Consider the following 17,230-nt stretch of genomic DNA (forward strand, 5'->3'; position numbering starts at 1 on the left):
TCCAATTCTTGGTAGCCTTTTTGTAAGAGATAAATCGATTTAGAGTTTCAGAAAAGTAGTATATTGGTCTTTTACGCCTGATGGGTTTTTAAAATAATGACACCATGAAAAATACTAAGTACCTGATTCTTTTCCTAGCAGTAATCTTATTTGGCAGTTTCCCGCAAAATGTTTTCGCACAAACCGCAAAACTGCCTACAAAATGGACTAGAGAAGCCATGTCATCTGCTAATCCATTTCCAGATTATCCACGCCCCCAAATGGAACGCAAAGAATGGATGTCGCTAAACGGAAAATGGGACTACTTAGGCGGTGGGGATAAGGATAATGCCCTTGATCCTAAGAAACCGATAAATTTTACGGGAAAACGTGAATCGATTCTAGTTCCATATTGCCCCGAATCCGTGATTTCTGGCATTGAGCGCAAGCAGGAAATCAATATGTGGTACCGTAAAACTTTCGAGGCTCCCTTGGGCTGGAAGGGAAAGCAATTGATCATCAATTTTGAAGCGGTAGACCATGATGCGACCGTATTTGTAAACGGAAAAAAGGCTGGATCGCACTCGGGTGGATATGATTCCTTTTCTTTTGATATTACCGCTTTCTTGAAAGAAGGTAGCAATGAACTTATTGTGGCAGCACATGATCCAAACGATGGAAGAACCCCTTCTGGTAAGAATGGGCCACGAGGAGACTATACTTTCAGCTCGGGCATTTGGCAAAGCGTGTGGCTCGAACCTGTAAACGCCAGCCATATTAAAAATATTCGGTTACTACCGGATCTTGAGAACAATAGACTTAAAGTGATCGTTAATTCAGGTTCAGATGCTGTATCGGCGGTAGCTCTTGATGGAAAGAAAATTGTTTCGCAAGCACAGGGTCGGTCTGGAACCGAATTTTATTTACCCATGAGCAATCCAAAACTATGGTCTCCAGAAGAGCCATTTTTGTACGATTTAAAAATTACCCTCAAAAATAAAGACGGAAAGATTGTTGATGAAATTAGCAGTTACTTTGGGATGCGAGATATTAAACTGGGTAAAGTTGGAGGCGTAATCAGGCCCTTGCTAAATGGAAAGTTTATTATGCAGGTTGGGCTACTAGACCAAGGCTACTGGCCAGATGGTGTTCTAACTGCTCCGACAGAGGAAGCGTTAAAATCTGACATCGATTTCACTAAAAAGGCTGGTTTCAATCTGATTAGAAAGCACATGAAAACCGAACCAAAGCGCTTTTATTACTGGGCAGATCGGATGGGGATGCTTGTGTGGCAGGATATGCCAGCAATTTGGTATCAGCACGAGGATACAGCAAAAGTGCGTTCTGCTTTCCGAAAGGAACTAAAAGCAATTATGGACGACCATTATAATGCTCCATCAATTATCACTTGGGTACCTTTTAACGAAAACTGGGGTGCATTTGATGTGCCAGAAATTACAGATTGGGTGAAAAAATACGATCCCTCAAGGCTAGTTAACGGAAACTCTGGGTTCAACAACAACCCAGGCTACCAGAAAGCCGCAGGCGACCCAAAAAATGGTGACTTTGTAGATACTCATATTTATATAGGGCCATACGATGCCTCGACACCAGATCTTAAAAGAGCGGCTTCTTTGGGCGAGTTTGGAGGGGTGGGGCTTTTTGTAAGAGACCATATGTGGCCGGTAGAAAATAACGCTTATGCATACGAGCCTACCCGAACTGCACTGACAGACCGATACGTGCTTTTGATGAGCCAAGTAGAACAACTGATGAAGTATAAGGGCTTAAGTGTGGCTGTTTACACACAAACAACAGATGTTGAGCATGAGGTTAATGGTTTGCTGACTTATGACAGAGCGGTTGAAAAAATGGAGATAGAGCGGGTAAGAGAAATTAATAGAGCGGTTATTCTTGCTGGGGAAAAGCTCAAGCCCTAATCGGATTCTTCTTTTTTGATTTGCCTTTTGAGGGCTTTTGAACTGATTGATAAGGAGGAAAAAAAGAATTTTTTTACACTCTTGAATATAGAATTGCAGTCAAAATCCAAACTTCAAGATGTCTTCAGTATTTTAAAACATATTTACATCTAATGAAGATTCTTATCATCGAAGACGAGCCGGTGCTTAGACACAGCATTGCTCAATACCTTACCACTGAGGGTAATGTGTGTAGTTTGGCCTCTACTTATGCCGAATCTTTAGAAAGGCTGAATTTATACGAATACGATTGTATTCTTTTGGATTTGACCCTTCCAGATGGAGAAGGGCTCCAGCTATTAAACTATCTCAAAAGAATGAATAGGGCTGAAGGTGTAATAATCATTTCTGCGAGAAATTCTATAGATCAAAAAATAGAGGGATTAAGTCTTGGTGCGGATGATTATTTAATTAAGCCTTTTCATTTATCAGAATTGAATGCAAGGATACTGGCTGTGATGCGACGTAAAAGTGCACAAGGTGATCGCCATATCGAATTTAATGAGATTCGAATTGATATTGATGCAAAAGAAGTTACCATAAATGGTTTGGGAGTTTACATGACCAAAAAGGAATTCGACCTTTTGCTTTACTTTATTGCCAATAAGGGCAAGGTAATTTCAAAATCTGCCGCGGTAGAGCACATATGGGGAGATGATTCGGATATGGCAAACAGTTTTGATTTCATTTATACTCACATTAAAAATATAAGAAAGAAGCTCACTGATGCGGGTAGCAGAGATTATTTTCAATCAGTTTATGGTGTTGGTTACAAATTCACGAGCACATGAGGTTATTTACAAGGTATAATCGCATACTCATCATCATCAGTTTTTTTGGAATGATGATTATCGGATTTCTTTTTTACAGAATGTTGGTTTATTATCTGGATATGCAGATTGACCACGACCTAGTAGAAGAAATTATGGAAGTGAAAGAGTATTCGGATAAGAGTACCTTTTATGAACCGCACGAGTTTGAAGATTTAATTGTACAATATAAAAAAATATCGAAAGCCAATCCTTCCAGTAGCTACGCAGACACTGTATTTTATAACCCCGTAAAACACAGAACAGAAACTGCAAGATACCTTAAAACAGAACTTGAGCTAGTTGGACAACCCTATCAGATACTTGTTATTGCTTCAAAATTTGAACGACAAGAGCAGATTAGAAACATTTGCCTTATTATTCTGATACCTGTTATGATACTTTTTGCCGTGGTATTAATGGTGAATAGAATTTTACTAAAGAAAATATGGAAACCATTTGAACAGCTTTTACAAAATATTACTGCTTTTAATATCAACCATGAGCGCCCGTATGAACCTGTAGATATGCCTGTTGCAGAATTTAAACAGCTTAATCAGGTTTTGGTGGAGCTTTCTGGCAAAGTTAAATCGGATTATGACGAGATTAAGCTTTTTACCGAAAATGCTTCTCATGAGATGATGACACCCCTTGCCGTTATCAATTCTAAGCTTGATAATATGCTCCAATCTAATGTTTTGGGGAAGGAAGATGGCGAAACATTGGTCGAATTGTACAAGGCAACTTCTAGGTTAACCAAACTTAACCAATCACTTTTACTCTTGGTTAAAATAGATAATAATTTATTGCATGATGAGCAAAAGGTTAATATAAAAGCACTGATAGAAGAAAAAGCCGTTTATTTTCAAGAGCTTATTGGCGGCCGTAATCTAACCGTAGATTTAGAACTGGCGGATATCAGTATTTCTGCAAGTTTACAATTACTGGAAATGTTGATCAATAATTTATTCAGTAATGTAATTCGGCATAACTATGATGGTGGAAAAATTGAGATTAGATTGGATGCAGAGAAAATTGTGTTTTCCAATACAGGCCACAATCATGCTCTGGATCCAGAGAAAATTTTCGACCGTTTTTATAAAGACAGTGCATCAGAAGGTACTGGTTTAGGGCTTTCTATCCTAAAGCAGATCTGCAATCGCCAACATTATTTGTTAGCATATTCTTATAATCACGATCTCCATACTTTTACAATAACATTTAATAATTGAAACATTTATTATGGCAATTATAGAACCTACAAATCAAGATATCAACCAAAACGGAAAAGGTAAGAAGTATCCCAAATCAACCCGGATTTGGCATTGGATAAACTTTGTAATCATTACGGGTTCATTACTCACAGTACTAGTTAACTCAACTCTTTTTAATCGAAATCAGCGTGCTTTTGTTAAAAGCGAACTGTTGCATGCTGGTGCAACTATAAACGATAAGCAGGCAGGAGCGGTAACACATGGATTGGAAGATCAGGTATGGGGAATCCACATTTATTTCGGTTATGCCCTTGTTGCACTTTTTGTATTCAGGTTAATTGCAGAATTCTTTCTGCCGCCAGCGCAAAGAATTCTTCCAAAAATCAAAAAAGCTTATAACGCCTACTTTATTTTGAAAAAACAAAGAGAAATAGCAAAACACGAGCTTGTTGTAAAAGGGTTATATTTAATTTTTTACGTGCTTCTATCAATAATGGTGATTACAGGCTTATGCTTGGCTTTTGAAGATTATACCGGCATTCCTGAAAACATTAACCATAGCATTAAAGAAATACACGGTTTCTGTATGTATCTTATACTTGGCTTTATTATTCTCCATTTAGCAGGGGTATTTCTCGCAGAGCGTAAAGACGGAAAGGGAATTGTTTCAGATATGATTAATGGTGGAGATTTGTAATTCGAAATTAATTTGTAAATAATCGAATTAAGTTTTAATAGCGATTAAGTTGGATTCAACCATGTTTTTAAAAGAATTTAAACCCATATTAAATTTGCTAAAACAGATTAACCAGAATTGGGAACCTCAAAATTTTACTATTATAACTCATATAATTCAATAGTTATTGATATTTATCATTAAATGAGCATTTTTGCTGAAATTCTGTAGTATTAATTATATGTTTTATTATGTTTGTGCATGGAATCGCTCAATAAAGTTCAAATGTTAAATACCTTTCTTGCTAAAGTTAAGCAGTTGAGGGGTTTTGGTGATATGAATTCTTATTTCTTAGCCAGCCAATTTAAGGGTATTGATGAGAAAGTTCAGGAAAATGATGTAAATGAAATTATCACAGAATTTTCTTCTCCAGAAACATTTGATGTAGGTAAAACACATTTTATAAATGGCATTAACGCACTGCTAGCAGATATTTTACACAACTAGTGTACTTATCCTATCTATATAGAAAGCCCTTAGATTTTCGTCTAAGGGCTTTTTTGTGCTTATAATGTTTTAAAAAAATACTATAAAATTCCATTTGCGGTTTTAAATTGCAAATCGCTATACTCAACAACATTTTTGATTAGTTTCTGAGCAACCAGATTCCATTTTAATCCCGATTTTACGTAAATGTAAACCGTGCTCGGAAATCTGGGTACGCTTACCTGCAGATTTGGATTAGCTGTTAAATCATTAAGGTTGGAAAAAAATGTATAAATATTGAAATCCTTTTCACCAATTGAGTTATTGCTTATCCCTTGAGTTAAAGTTTTTCCTATTGAAACCTTTTCAGCTTTAGTTTTTCCCTTAAATTTTGAGGTCCAGTTTTGCGGGTCTTTAGGTACACAAACAATTTTACCATAGCCCTCATCTTTATTCTCATAAATAAACATGGGTACATTGCTAATTACTTTCTTAGCATCCTTAGATTGAAGAAAGCCAAGCCAAGCAATGTGAACGAATTTAGAATCTTTAAAAAAATCTCTATTAACCATAACAGCAGATTTTTTAACGTGATTTGGCGGATCAATATGCGTGGTAAAAAGCATAAGCATGCCTAGAAAGAATGATGGGATGTTCATTTTTGGTTAAAGATAATCGAGGGATATTTGATGCAAGTTATCACATAAAAACCCCTTTTTCATGCTCTGGTGGTATATTATGACACTATATAGATTATTGGGTATGTTTTATTATTTGAAGTGCATTTGTGAAAATACAGCACTGGTATCGAGACTGCGATCTTACTGTATTTCTTAAAGTTAATTTTTGAACTTTCGATTATACATCAACGTAGTTTTTTCCATTTCCTCTTGGATCAAAAGCAATAAACTGATAATTTTAAAGCTGATATCGGGCTAATTACTACTACAAGTTGTTGATTTTTTGTTTTTAAACTAAACATTATTTGCACTAAAACGTTTAAGTTATTATTAGAAAATTATTTTTCTTGTACAATTTCATTGTTTATTCTCGGTTCTTGTAGCAAGAATATCCATTGGATCATGTAATAAAGAAATCATTCAGCATCATTCTTATTGAGTAGATGCACGAGTTTAATTCTAAACTAGAAAAATGAGTATTTATGGCCATTAATTTAGGCAATTGTAATTTAATTAATGAATAAAGAATCCTTTTATACTCAACGTGATGCTTGCATGAAATTCTTGCTCACTCCTGAAGAATTTGTTGAAATATTACACGTACACGAAATGAGTCATATCAAAAAGGAGATTACATTATTAACAGCGCCAGATTCTTCTCTATCTAAGGTTGATGAAATCCATGTGGCTAAAAAGGATTTCGAATTGGCGCTTGAGATTTATAGAAATGAATTGAGTATTAGAAAATAGTCAATAGGATTCTGTAATTCTTATTTGGGAATAGTTCAATTAAATATTTTTTTTTAAAAAAGCAGCTTTAATTAGCTCTGCCCATTTTCTTTAAAACAAGATAATGAGATCTCAACGCTGCAGTAAAAGTTGTACTTTCATGATAAGGCATTCCATATTCCAGCGCAGTTTCTTTTACAATAACCGAGATTTGACCATAATGGATATGGCAAATTTTAGGGAAAAGATGATGTTCGATCTGTCTGTTAAGTCCGCCGAGAAAAAACGCCGCAAACTTGCATTGTGTGGCAAAATTAGCCGTGGTTCGCATTTGATGCTCGGCCCAGGCTTCTTCCATATTTCCATTAATGTTTGGTGAAGGGAAAATAGTGCCTTCAACAACGTGTGCAAGCTGAAAAACCAACCCCATTGTTAAGCCTTGAGCCAAATGAAGAAGCACAAAACCTATTGTAATCTGCCACCAAGCTACATCCATAATTAATAAAGGCAAGCCAATAAACATAAAGTAGTATAGTGCCTTGTAAAAGAAAAGATTGAAGTATTCAATTCTAGGATGTTTGTTTTCGCATGCGCCAACACTGGCCTGAAAAAATTTCTTATAATCTTTTCTGAAAATCCATGATAATGAAGCAAGGCTATATAGTGGAAAGGCATACCAATGCTGAAACCTTTGATGTGACTTAAGTTCATCTTCTTCCGAAATCCGAATTAAGCCAGGTGCAACTTCAATGTCCTCATCATGCCCAGGAATATTGGTATAGGTATGATGAACCACATTATGGGTTATGTTCCAAACATAAGGATTTGCCCCAACCATGTGAAACAAGAAACTGAAGAATTTATTTACAGATTTGTGTTTTGAAAAGGAATTATGAATGGCATCGTGACAAACATTAAAGCCAATAAAAGCAGAAGTAACGCCAAGTAAAATTGCTAAGCCAGTTAAAATGATCAGATTTAATGGGAGAAGTAAAATCGAAAAGTATAAACATAAAAATATAGTTAAAAACAAACTTGTTTTAAACCACATGGCAGTGTTGGCATGTGTACTTTTATTTTGATCTTTAAAATGAGCATTTACTTTCTTTCTAACTTCCGAATAGAATGTAGCTCCTGTGGAGCAAGGAAATTTTGCTTTTGACTTCATGGAATATTGGTGCTGTACTCATGTTCGCAGACCGTTAGTTCCAGGATCAGTAAGTTTATTTTACAATTACTTTGACTCGCAAGTTACACTTACAATTTTATAAACGGAAGTATTAAGATTTTGGTTTTCTCTATAAACGATTATAGCGTTATGTTTTAAGTTAGTCACCGCTAATTCATCTTTCATATATTTATAGAACTAAAGCCGAACATTTCTCGTATTTGCTGATATATAAGTACTTATTATAATTTACAATTGTAAGGTTTTACTTAACTCTACGACTAACGAGATATGAAAAAGATAAAATTATTAATCATTCCATTTTTGGCACTTGCATTAAATGCGTGTAGCCAAAATCCTTCCGCTCAAAAAAACGCCACAACTGGTAGTCGATCTGAGAATACCAAATTATATCCCGAAGCAAAGCCCAATGCTTACTGGAAAAAAATGCTTTCTGCCAATACTTACGAGATTATGGTAAACAGCGGGACAGAAACGCCATATAAAAATCCTTATTGGAATAATCATAAAAAAGGAATCTATGTAAGTGCTGCAACAGGAAAACCTCTTTTTTCTTCTGATACTAAATTTGAATCGGGAACAGGGTGGCCAAGTTTTTATCAGCCAATTGATGCAAAAGCAATTAAAGTTGTTCGTGATGCATCTGATGGAATGGTAAGAGATGAAGTAATAGAAACTAGTACAGGATTGCATTTAGGGCATGTTTTTGATGATGGACCTGAACCGACTGGAAAAAGATATTGTATGAATTCTTATGCTTTAAAGTTTATTCCCGCTAAATAATCTTAACAATTTATTATGAAAATATATAAAACATGGTTGCTTGCATTGGTTTTTTTAAGTGCATGCGCCAATGGTCAATCGACCAAAAATGAAAATGCTTTTGCAAAATTACCAGCTCCCCAAGCAGATGAAAAAGTAGCAACTTTTGCCGGAGGATGTTTTTGGAGTTTAGCGGAAGGGCTTAGCGAACTAAAAGGTGTTAATAAAGTAGTTGCAGGCTATGCAGGTGGAACAGTTAAAAACCCAACTTACGAAGAAGTTTGCTCTGATAATACAGGCCATGCAGAATCTGTTCAGGTTTATTATGATCCAAAAGTGATGACTTATGCGCAATTGGCCGAAGCTTTTTTCTACGCACATGATCCAACAACGTTAAATCGTCAAGGGCCAGATGAAGGAGAAGATTATCGTTCTGTAGCTTTTTATAGATCACCTGAAGAGCAACAAACTCTTAAAACTGTAATTGCTAAAGTTAATGCGAGTCACCATTATGGTGATCCAATTGTAACGCAGGTTGTTCCTTTTAAAGTTTTATATCCAGCAGAAAACTATCATCAAGGATATTATAAATTACATCCTAGCAGTTCATATATTCAAAGTGTATCTGCTCCAAAAGTTATGAAACTTAGAAAAAGCATGGGTAATTTAATTAAACCAGAGTTTAAAGGGAAATAGGATTGGGCTAAATAAATTATAGACCTGAGTAATAATCGTATCCTTGTTCGGCCCAATAATCTCTAGGTCGAGTATAGCTAAAAGACATGGTGCCAATTCTTTTAAGGTTTTTTATTCCATATTTTACTGGAACAATTAATCTTAATGGTGCACCATGATCATTTGAAATTGGCTGATTATTCATTTCATAGGCAAGCAAAGTTTGCGGATGAAGCACACATTCCATTTCTAGGCCAACATAATATTCTCCATTAGGCGTTTCCAAACCCATATATCGTTGCTTGGTTTGTTCGTTAAGTTTATAATGCTCTAAAAAATCACTCAGCTTTACTCCGCCCCAATGTTGAATTTGATCCCAACCTTCAACACACTTAAAATCAAATATGATTTCTGTTTTAGGGAGCGCTTTAATCTCTTCTATACTGATGTTTAAAGTTTTCTGATTTTGTAGCTTAATAGCCAACTTCCAGTTTGTTGGATCAAAATCTTCGTCATCTTCTATTCCAATTAAACTATTTACTCGAATGTTTTTTGCGGCTCTAGATTCTGGGTACGTTTTAACTAAATGATTATTGCTGAAAAAATTACGGAAGAAAAGTTCTGTTTTATTTAGCGCCCTTCTTAGCGGTGCTTTTGCATTTCCGGTAATCCCTGCAGTTTCATCAGGAGCATCTAAGAGCCATTTCCAGCCAGCAACTGCACTTCCACTCAGTGCAAAAAAAGCGCCAAAGGAAATAAAATTTCTACGTTTAATTTTCTGCTCTATAGTAAGCGGAACCTTAACTTTCTTTTGTTTATTTGTTTCCATCTTGTTCGTCGGTTTTTTCTACAGGTGAAGGTTCTGGTTTAATTTCTGTTTTGGTATTTATCACTTCGAAGCCAGAAATTACAGATCTAAAATTATTCCAGCCAGCGAGAATGACCTGAATAATGTGGATTACAAAGAAGAGGACGTATCCAATGGTTAACGTGAAATGAAGAATCCTAGCAAAATGGTAACCACCACAGAGCCAACAAAGCCAATAAAATTGAACAGGTTTATAAATGGCCAATCCGGTAAGAACAGAGCCAATTCCCATAACGATAATTGCTGTATAGGCAATTCGTTGGGCTGCATTATATTTTTTTTGGGGTGGAATTGTTTTTCGAATGTGAAGATCGTGAAGTAAGACTAGCCAAGCTTCTTTAAACGAATTCCGCTTAGGTATAAGTTCTCGCCATGCACCAGAGAAAATAGTATAAGCCAGATAAAGTAATCCATTAATAAAAAAGAACCACATAAATAAAAAGTGGTAGGCCATGCCTTCTGCCAATCTTCCAGGGATGTGAAAATAATCGTAAAACCACTGTGGGAAAAACTTAATCAGTGTAAAACCGAAAATAGAAATGCCATACGCATCGTTTGCCCAATAGATAAATAATCCGCTCCAAATCATGATGGTAAGCACAGGAAAATTAACCCAGTGTGTCCAACGCATCAGAAACGCATGTTTTTCTTTAATTATTTTCATTAGAGGCTGAATTATATTTTTATTAACGCAAAAGTTGGTTAGTTGGATTTAGCCGTTAAATTCTCACTTGCCGTGATATTTAATCTTGACGCTGCTGTTATGCGCCCTGTAGAATTGTTCTGCAAAAAAGCAATAATTTCTGAAACCTGCTCCTGCTTTGCATTTGTAACGGTGATGTTCGCAGATCCATTTGATTTCCCATTCAGATTTATGGTTTCAAACTGGCGGACAATTTGAATATGAGAAAGTGTTTTGCCCTTGTTTTCTCCCCTTAATATTTTGTTCGTTGCCATTGGACTCACCAAAGCAATAATTAAATTATATCCATCAGTTTTTTGATTGGTTTTATAGTTTAGGATTAACTTTTTTTCATCCGATTTATTTAAAGAAATTTCTAAATTATTTGTGTTAGGCTTTGCAAGCTCCGTCGAAATGCTTTTACGTAATATTTCTTCTTCTGAACCAACAAATTCTTTACTTCCGTTTACAACAATTTGAGGAGTATAAACTGTTTTTAAATTTAACCAATCTGCGTATTGGTTTTGTCTTGCAGAAAATTTCGCATCGCTGAAGGTATCTTTCCAACCTAATCTATCCCAATAATCTACATGATAAGCTAAAATGTAAATTGATTTTCCATCACTTTCTTTTTCGATTTTTGCAACAAGCGCATCTGCTGGTGGGCAACTGGAGCAACCCTCAGATGTAAATAGCTCAACGACTGCAAATCCAGTTTCTTTGGAATATATGTGATTGGGAGAAATTTTTCTATCTATATTAAAAGCTAAAGCTAAGCCAATTGCACAAATGGCAATAAGTGGCAATACCATTTTTTTGATCATGATTGTCATTTTAGGCTTAGTCGATTAAAGTTTAGAATCCTTACAGAAAATTGAAATAAATTAGAAAGAATTTTTATCGATGTTTCTTATTTGTAAAATGCTAATTACAAGATAAGTATAATTTATAAATTGGTTTGATTTTGAATTTGAAAGATGATTAATAAAAAAATAATTTTTTATGTAAGGTATTCAAATTCTTTGCGACTAAGTGGATATACAAAACTCATAAACATGAAAAATCAAATCTTAAAATCAGCAGGTAAGTTATTTCTTGCCACATTAGTTATTGCAAGTTTATCTTTTTCAACTTTCGCTTCCGTTGGCGGTCCTTTCCAGGAAAAAGATAAAATGTCGAAAATGAAATCCGACAAAATGGGTAAAAAGAAAATGGATAAGATGTCTAAAATGAAAACTGATTCAATGAAAAAAGCCAAAATGGAGAAATCTAAAATGGCAAATGACAAAATGTCTAAAAGCAAAATGTAAATTGTTTTGGCAGGAAGAACTGGTTTTTTCCTGCCAACTTTATTAGTGCCGTTTTCCTTTTATCACCTTAAATAAATGGAGCACTTGAGGGAAAAGTGCATCCATGCTTTCAGTTGCACCTTTTACTGATCCTGGAAAAGTCATCACCAAAGTTTCACCAATTAAGCCTGCAACACCTCTAGATAACATTGCGTAAGGCATTCTATCTTGGCCGTAACGCCTAGCCGTTTCCATTATTCCATCAATTGGTTTCTCAATTAATGGTAAAACGGCATCAGAAGTAACATCTCTCGGTGATAAACCTGTGCCACCTGTAAAAATTAAAAGCTGCACTTTTTCTGAAAGTAGTTTAACCTGACTTTGAATTAAATCAAAATCATCAGCAATAATTTCATAATAAATGGTTTCTATTCCAAAATATTCTAATTTAGAAACTATGGCCTTTCCTGATCTATCTTCGCCTTGTCCTGCAGAAATGGTATCCGAACAAACTACTACGCCAGCCTTCGAATCTGCATAATCTGCTTTGTTGAAATCTGTTTTACCACCCGATTTTTTTAACAATTTAACGGATTCTATTTCGACAGCTTTATCAATCGGTTTCAGCATATCGTACATGGTTAAAGCAGTAACCGCAGCGCCATGCATGGCTTCCACCTCCACACCAGTCTTATAAATTGTATGTACTTCAACAGAAATAACAATAGATAAATCCACTATTTGGTAAGTAATAGAAGTAAATTCTACAGGTAAAGGATGACAATCTGGAATAACATCACTGGTTTTTTTTACGCCTAATAATCCTGCTGCCCTTGCAAATTCAAAAACATCACCTTTCGGTACTTTTCTTTGTTGGATGGCTTCAATGGTTTCAATTTTTGATACCCGAACCGTTGCCGTAGCAATAGCGATTCTAAGTGTATTGGATTTATGCGTGATGTTAACCATATTATTTATTTTCTTTCCACTGATGTGATCCGTCTTCAAAAAGTTCTTTCCCCCAAATTGGCAACTCTGCTTTTAACCGTTCTACAACTTCTTCACAAGCATCAATTGCTGGCTTGCGGTGTGCCGATGAAGTGAAAACGAACAAGCAAATTTCTCCGGTTTTTACCGTTCCTAAAGATTGGTAAATATGCATGCAGGTTAGCGGATACTTTTCGAAAATATTTTCTCTGATTTCGTGCATTTTTTCTAATGCCAAATCTTCAAAAGCAGTATATTCTATCGCAGAAACTGATTTTCCGTCGATTTCGTCTTTTCTTACCTGACCTAAAAAAATACTGTGTCCACCAATTTCTGTTTTTGAACTGTGTTTGGCAATACTTTCAGCAATAAATGAAGGATCTATTGCGCCCTTTACAAATATATTTTTGATTTTTTTTTCGCTCATGATGCATTTGTAAAGTAGTTTTTCCAGCGGATAATGCCACCTTTCAAGCTGTAAATGTTTTTCTTTTGGCCATATTTTTCATGGAGATATTCAGCAGCCGCTAAACTTCTAATTCCATGCTGACAAAGCAAAATAATATTTTCTTCTTCAATTTCCTGATTCAGAAAACTCTCGAATATCGACATTGGCACTTGTTTATAATCTAATGGATTTAAAGCAGGAACTTCATAGGTTTCCCGAACATCTATAATTAAAGTAGAATCTTGGTTTTGTAGGTTTTGTAGTTCATCAATATCGATTTCCAATACTTGATTATGCTTTTTATCTAGAGTATTTCCGTAATTCATTTTCAAAAATTCATCTTTCCCTGCAGGTAATTTATAAGTTCTGGCAGGGGATGGAGTTATTGTTATTTCGTAAAATTGTTGATTTAAGAGGTTGTAATTTAAAATTTTGTTAACCAAGGATTCTCCAATTCCAGTAATTAATTTGATGGTTTCTGTCGCCATCATCGTTCCAATTATCCCTGGTAAAACCCCCAAAACGCCGTTTTCAGCACAATTAGAGATTTCTCCTTTATTTGGTTGAATAGGGAATAAATCGCGATAATTTGTTTTTTCGCCATTTTTATCTTCAATATTAAATATAGCCAGCTGACCTTCGAAACCTGAAACTGCTCCAAAGATTAAAGGTCTTTTGAGTAAAACACAAGCATCATTAATCAGATAGCGAGATTCAAAATTATCGGTTCCATCAATGATAAAATCATATTGCGCCAACATTTCTAAAGCATTTTCTTGCGTAATAAAATTTGGATAGATTTTAAGTTCAACTTCGGGATTTAAAGCGCTTAACCGTTGAGCTGCAACCTCAACTTTCAGTTTTCCAACATCAGTAGTCGTAAATAATATCTGCCGATGAAGATTGCTGAGAGATACAAAATCACCATCAACCAAACCAATTTTGCCAACTCCAGAAGCAACTAGATATTGCAACGCAGGACAGCCCAAGCCGCCAGCGCCTATAACCAACACTTTAGCTTTTGAGAGCTTCTGCTGAGCAACCTCTCCAAATCCCTTTAAAATTAACTGTCTGTTATATCTTTCAGTATCCATCTGTTACTATTTATCCTCCAGAAAAAGGAGGCATAATGGCAATTATTGCTTTGTTTTGAAGGATTGTATTTTCTTGAATAATTCGTTTATCAACTGCCAGTTTATATTTCATTTCACTAAGCTGTGGAAATTTATCTTCCAGGTGTTTTTTTAATCCATCCGTATCAGAAATGCCATCAAGCATGAGCCTTTTAACGGTTATAAATTCGGCTATTTTACCAAAGCTGAGTAATTCGATTTCCATTATACTAATTTACTTGAAGAATTGTGATTTTGCTCAATCCCTTCACAAACCGCCTTCCAGTTGCTTTATCGCTTGGCGTAATTAGGGCGATATTTCCTTTCTCAGTTTTTACCGGATCAGCATCAAAAGATGTCAAGATCAAAACATGATTTCCGGTTTCTGAGTTAAAAATTTCGTTCCAAGAATATACAACTTTATAGTTATCGGTTGCGGTACAAACGATGTAATATTCGCTCAATTTTTTTGGTGATTCTTCAGAAATTTGGATTTTAGAAAGCACATCCTTAAGCAGAACACCTTTAATATTTTTGATACTGCTTTTGCGTTGCTGAAGATGGTTGTAAATCACCATACTATCTAAACTAACACTTTTAAATGCTTTTAATGATTCCAAATTCACATCCAATGGCTTCGAAACTTTGCCTTCAATGATGAATTGTTTACTCTCTTGCGCCTGAACCTTTAAGCTAAAGAAAAGAATTACGATGATTAAATATTTCATGTTATGCATAAGTGAAAAGTAATTTATAAGCGGCTAATGCGAGTACACAAGCCAACACGTTTTTAAGTATAGTTTGAGGGAATTTTAATGCCCCGAAGTAGGCACCACATAAGCCACCAACAAAAGCAACAATAACATAAGCAATCATATCGCTATTAAAATTAATCCCTTTAACCAATTGTCCGCCCAAACCGGCAACGGAATTAACAAATATAAATGCTGCACTAATGGCTGCGGTTTGCTTTTGATCTGTCCATTTTAAGAGTAATAAAATTGGAGATAGGATTATGCCACCACCAATTCCGATCATGCCCGAAAGTAGGCCAATTATGCCTCCAATTAATAAGGATAAAGCAAAATTTGGGTGCTTAAAATCTTTAGAATCTGTGTTTTTAAAAAAGAAAAAACGAATTACAGGAATCAGCAACAAGGTGCCCAAAATCTTTTTATAAATATTGCTATCTATGGCCATTGTGCCACCAACGAACGAGAGTGGGATGGAGGCCAGCGAAAAAGGCCAAAACGTTTTCCATTTAAAATGCCCGCCTCTATAAAATTGGATAAATGAAACAGAAGACACAAAAAGATTTAATAATAAAGCGGTTGGCTTCATAACCAATGGCGAAATGGCAAAAATAGCCATGAGTGCTAAATAACCACTTGCACCACCATGCCCTACAGACGAATAGAGGAAGGCAACGATAAATAATAGACCGAAAAACAATAAAACTTCAGCTTGCATATGGGATTATTCGGGGATTAATAAAATGGTTACGATCTCGTCTTTTTCGAAGCGCTCAGTGTTTTCATCTAAACAGATTAAACAATTTGCGTAAGCGAAAGAGCTTAAACGGAAAGATTCCTGTGCGCTTAATGGGGTTGCAAAACCATCTTTACAGGTGCCTTTTAAAAAATGGGTTAATCCAGCTGACTTGTGGTATGCATCTGAAAGTTTTGCATTTATTTCCTTTACGGGATTATCTTTTCGAGCCATTTGATAAATTGCTGGAAGTACATAATTGTAAAAACAGCTTAATACAGATGATGGGTTTCCGGGTAATCCAAAAACAGGTTTACTGCTTTGCATCCCAAAGAAAAGTGGTTTACCGGGTTTCTGTTTTACTTTATGAAAAATCTGATCAACCCGACAAAGGCGAGAAGCCTCAAGAACGAAATCGTAATCGCCAACACTTACACCGCCAGTGAGTAAAACGACATCACTGTTTTTTAGGACATGTTCTAAAATTCCAGTCAAAATTTCAAGATCATCATCTGCGCTAATTACTTCAACTTCATAGATACCCGCTTGCTCCAATGCAGCTTTTAGTGAGTATGAATTGGATTCGTAAACCTGTCCAAAACCAAGAACTTCTCCTGGCGAACAAAGCTCTTTTCCGGTAACGATAATGGAAACACTTGGCATCGGGTAAACGGAAACTTCTGTAGTGCCAATACCAGCTAAGAAACCAATAGCCGCCGGACTTAAAAAACTGCCCTTGTGCATAGCCAAAGCATTGGTTTTAATTTCTGAACCGATTCCCCTAACATTTAGCCCGAGCTGAAGTCGATCATCTAAAATCGTTATTCTTCCATCATTTAAAGAAATCTTCTCTTGCATTACAACGGTATCGGCGCCCTCTGGAAGTGGGGCTCCAGTAAAAATTCTTGCGGTTTCTCCTTCTGCAATACTGAGAGCGGAAGAACTGCCTGCAACCATTTCTCCGTGAATTAATAGTGATAAATCTTTATCCTCGAATCGAAGCGCATAGCCATCCATAGAAGATTGTCTGATAGCTGGAATATTAGCAGTTGCAAAAATATCTTCAGCTAAAATATGTCTGTGAGCTTTTTGAATGGGTAATTTAATTGCAGTAAGTGTAGAAATATTTTTAGCAATTAAGGCTTTCGCTTCGGCTACTGTTATCATAGTTTCTTAAA

General features: G+C 35.7%; 21 protein-coding genes. 9 read left to right on the top strand and 12 right to left on the bottom strand.

Going from position 1 to position 17,230, the window contains the following annotated elements; genetic code table 11:
• Positions 1 to 104: 104 nt before the first annotated feature.
• The 5 genes from H7U22_RS13435 (at position 105) to H7U22_RS13455 (ending at position 5,164) form a co-directional block, all read left to right on the top strand.
• Positions 105 to 1,919, top strand: a complete 1,815-nt coding sequence (locus tag H7U22_RS13435; RefSeq protein WP_187071869.1) for a glycoside hydrolase family 2 protein — start codon at positions 105 to 107, stop codon at positions 1,917 to 1,919.
• A 152-nt stretch (positions 1,920 to 2,071) separates the two neighbouring features.
• Positions 2,072 to 2,749: a response regulator transcription factor gene (locus tag H7U22_RS13440; protein ID WP_187071870.1), complete on the top strand. Its 678-nt coding sequence runs from the start codon at positions 2,072 to 2,074 to the stop codon at positions 2,747 to 2,749.
• Positions 2,746 to 3,999: a sensor histidine kinase gene (locus tag H7U22_RS13445; RefSeq protein WP_222621864.1), complete on the top strand. Its 1,254-nt coding sequence runs from the start codon at positions 2,746 to 2,748 to the stop codon at positions 3,997 to 3,999. Before H7U22_RS13440 ends, H7U22_RS13445 begins: the two co-directional genes overlap by 4 nt.
• A 10-nt stretch (positions 4,000 to 4,009) precedes the next feature.
• Positions 4,010 to 4,678: a cytochrome b/b6 domain-containing protein gene (locus H7U22_RS13450; protein WP_187071871.1), complete on the top strand. Its 669-nt coding sequence runs from the start codon at positions 4,010 to 4,012 to the stop codon at positions 4,676 to 4,678.
• A gap of 240 nt (positions 4,679 to 4,918) precedes the next feature.
• On the top strand, positions 4,919 to 5,164 hold the full coding sequence (locus tag H7U22_RS13455) for a hypothetical protein (protein WP_187071872.1): 246 nt from the start codon (positions 4,919 to 4,921) through the stop codon (positions 5,162 to 5,164).
• 80 nt (positions 5,165 to 5,244) lie between these two features.
• Here H7U22_RS13455 and H7U22_RS13460 read toward each other — a convergent pair whose 3' ends face one another.
• Positions 5,245 to 5,802 carry a hypothetical protein gene (locus tag H7U22_RS13460; protein WP_187071873.1) on the bottom strand — a complete coding sequence of 186 codons (558 nt, stop codon included), beginning with the start codon at positions 5,800 to 5,802 and terminating at the stop codon, positions 5,245 to 5,247.
• Positions 5,803 to 6,339: 537 nt separating this feature from the next.
• Between H7U22_RS13460 and H7U22_RS13465 the strand changes: the two genes are divergently transcribed.
• On the top strand, positions 6,340 to 6,573 hold the full coding sequence (locus tag H7U22_RS13465; RefSeq protein ID WP_187071874.1) for a hypothetical protein: 234 nt from the start codon (positions 6,340 to 6,342) through the stop codon (positions 6,571 to 6,573).
• A gap of 67 nt (positions 6,574 to 6,640) precedes the next feature.
• Here H7U22_RS13465 and H7U22_RS13470 read toward each other — a convergent pair whose 3' ends face one another.
• Complete coding sequence (locus tag H7U22_RS13470) at positions 6,641 to 7,720, bottom strand: fatty acid desaturase family protein (protein WP_187071875.1); 1,080 nt, start codon at positions 7,718 to 7,720, stop codon at positions 6,641 to 6,643.
• A gap of 291 nt (positions 7,721 to 8,011) precedes the next feature.
• On the opposite strand from H7U22_RS13470, the gene msrB reads away from it, so the two are divergent.
• Complete coding sequence (gene msrB / locus H7U22_RS13475) at positions 8,012 to 8,524, top strand: peptide-methionine (R)-S-oxide reductase MsrB (RefSeq protein WP_187071876.1); 513 nt, start codon at positions 8,012 to 8,014, stop codon at positions 8,522 to 8,524.
• A 15-nt stretch (positions 8,525 to 8,539) separates the two neighbouring features.
• Entirely contained in the window at positions 8,540 to 9,199 is a 660-nt protein-coding gene (gene msrA, locus H7U22_RS13480; protein ID WP_187071877.1) for a peptide-methionine (S)-S-oxide reductase MsrA, read from the top strand.
• Positions 9,200 to 9,215: 16 nt separating this feature from the next.
• Here msrA and H7U22_RS13485 read toward each other — a convergent pair whose 3' ends face one another.
• The 3 genes from H7U22_RS13485 to H7U22_RS13495 are packed head-to-tail and all read right to left on the bottom strand — an operon-like array spanning position 9,216 to position 11,552.
• Positions 9,216 to 10,007 (bottom strand): molybdopterin-dependent oxidoreductase, encoded by a 792-nt coding sequence (locus H7U22_RS13485; RefSeq protein WP_187071878.1) that lies wholly within the window; start codon positions 10,005 to 10,007, stop codon positions 9,216 to 9,218.
• Positions 9,994 to 10,710 carry a cytochrome b/b6 domain-containing protein gene (locus tag H7U22_RS13490; RefSeq protein ID WP_187071879.1) on the bottom strand — a complete coding sequence of 239 codons (717 nt, stop codon included), beginning with the start codon at positions 10,708 to 10,710 and terminating at the stop codon, positions 9,994 to 9,996. The genes H7U22_RS13485 and H7U22_RS13490 overlap by 14 nt, the downstream gene beginning before the upstream one ends.
• 38 nt (positions 10,711 to 10,748) lie before the next feature.
• Positions 10,749 to 11,552, bottom strand: coding sequence for a DUF1223 domain-containing protein (locus H7U22_RS13495; protein WP_187071880.1), 804 nt, complete (start codon positions 11,550 to 11,552; stop codon positions 10,749 to 10,751).
• A gap of 231 nt (positions 11,553 to 11,783) precedes the next feature.
• On the opposite strand from H7U22_RS13495, the gene H7U22_RS13500 reads away from it, so the two are divergent.
• The gene (locus H7U22_RS13500; protein WP_187071881.1) at positions 11,784 to 12,038 is read left to right on the top strand and encodes a hypothetical protein; all 255 of its coding nucleotides are present in this window, start codon (positions 11,784 to 11,786) and stop codon (positions 12,036 to 12,038) included.
• Positions 12,039 to 12,080: 42 nt separating this feature from the next.
• Here H7U22_RS13500 and moaCB read toward each other — a convergent pair whose 3' ends face one another.
• Genes moaCB through H7U22_RS13535 form a run of 7 tightly spaced genes read right to left on the bottom strand, consistent with a single transcriptional unit; the run spans position 12,081 to position 17,219 of the window.
• Positions 12,081 to 12,986 carry a bifunctional molybdenum cofactor biosynthesis protein MoaC/MoaB gene (gene moaCB, locus H7U22_RS13505; protein WP_187071882.1) on the bottom strand — a complete coding sequence of 302 codons (906 nt, stop codon included), beginning with the start codon at positions 12,984 to 12,986 and terminating at the stop codon, positions 12,081 to 12,083.
• Between the two features lies 1 nt (position 12,987).
• Positions 12,988 to 13,431, bottom strand: coding sequence for a molybdenum cofactor biosynthesis protein MoaE (locus H7U22_RS13510; RefSeq protein ID WP_187071883.1), 444 nt, complete (start codon positions 13,429 to 13,431; stop codon positions 12,988 to 12,990).
• Positions 13,428 to 14,546: a HesA/MoeB/ThiF family protein gene (locus tag H7U22_RS13515; RefSeq protein WP_187071884.1), complete on the bottom strand. Its 1,119-nt coding sequence runs from the start codon at positions 14,544 to 14,546 to the stop codon at positions 13,428 to 13,430. Before H7U22_RS13515 ends, H7U22_RS13510 begins: the two co-directional genes overlap by 4 nt.
• 10 nt (positions 14,547 to 14,556) lie before the next feature.
• Positions 14,557 to 14,790, bottom strand: a complete 234-nt coding sequence (locus H7U22_RS13520) for a MoaD/ThiS family protein (protein ID WP_187071885.1) — start codon at positions 14,788 to 14,790, stop codon at positions 14,557 to 14,559.
• A gap of 4 nt (positions 14,791 to 14,794) precedes the next feature.
• The gene (locus H7U22_RS13525) at positions 14,795 to 15,292 is read right to left on the bottom strand and encodes a molybdopterin-binding protein (RefSeq protein ID WP_187071886.1); all 498 of its coding nucleotides are present in this window, start codon (positions 15,290 to 15,292) and stop codon (positions 14,795 to 14,797) included.
• Between the two features lies 1 nt (position 15,293).
• Entirely contained in the window at positions 15,294 to 16,034 is a 741-nt protein-coding gene (locus H7U22_RS13530) for a sulfite exporter TauE/SafE family protein (RefSeq protein ID WP_187071887.1), read from the bottom strand.
• Between the two features lie 6 nt (positions 16,035 to 16,040).
• Positions 16,041 to 17,219: a molybdopterin molybdotransferase MoeA gene (locus H7U22_RS13535; protein ID WP_187071888.1), complete on the bottom strand. Its 1,179-nt coding sequence runs from the start codon at positions 17,217 to 17,219 to the stop codon at positions 16,041 to 16,043.
• Positions 17,220 to 17,230 lie beyond the last annotated feature (11 nt).

The sequence above is a fragment of the Pedobacter fastidiosus genome, assembly GCF_014306625.1.
Lineage (GTDB): Bacteria > Bacteroidota > Bacteroidia > Sphingobacteriales > Sphingobacteriaceae > Pedobacter > Pedobacter fastidiosus.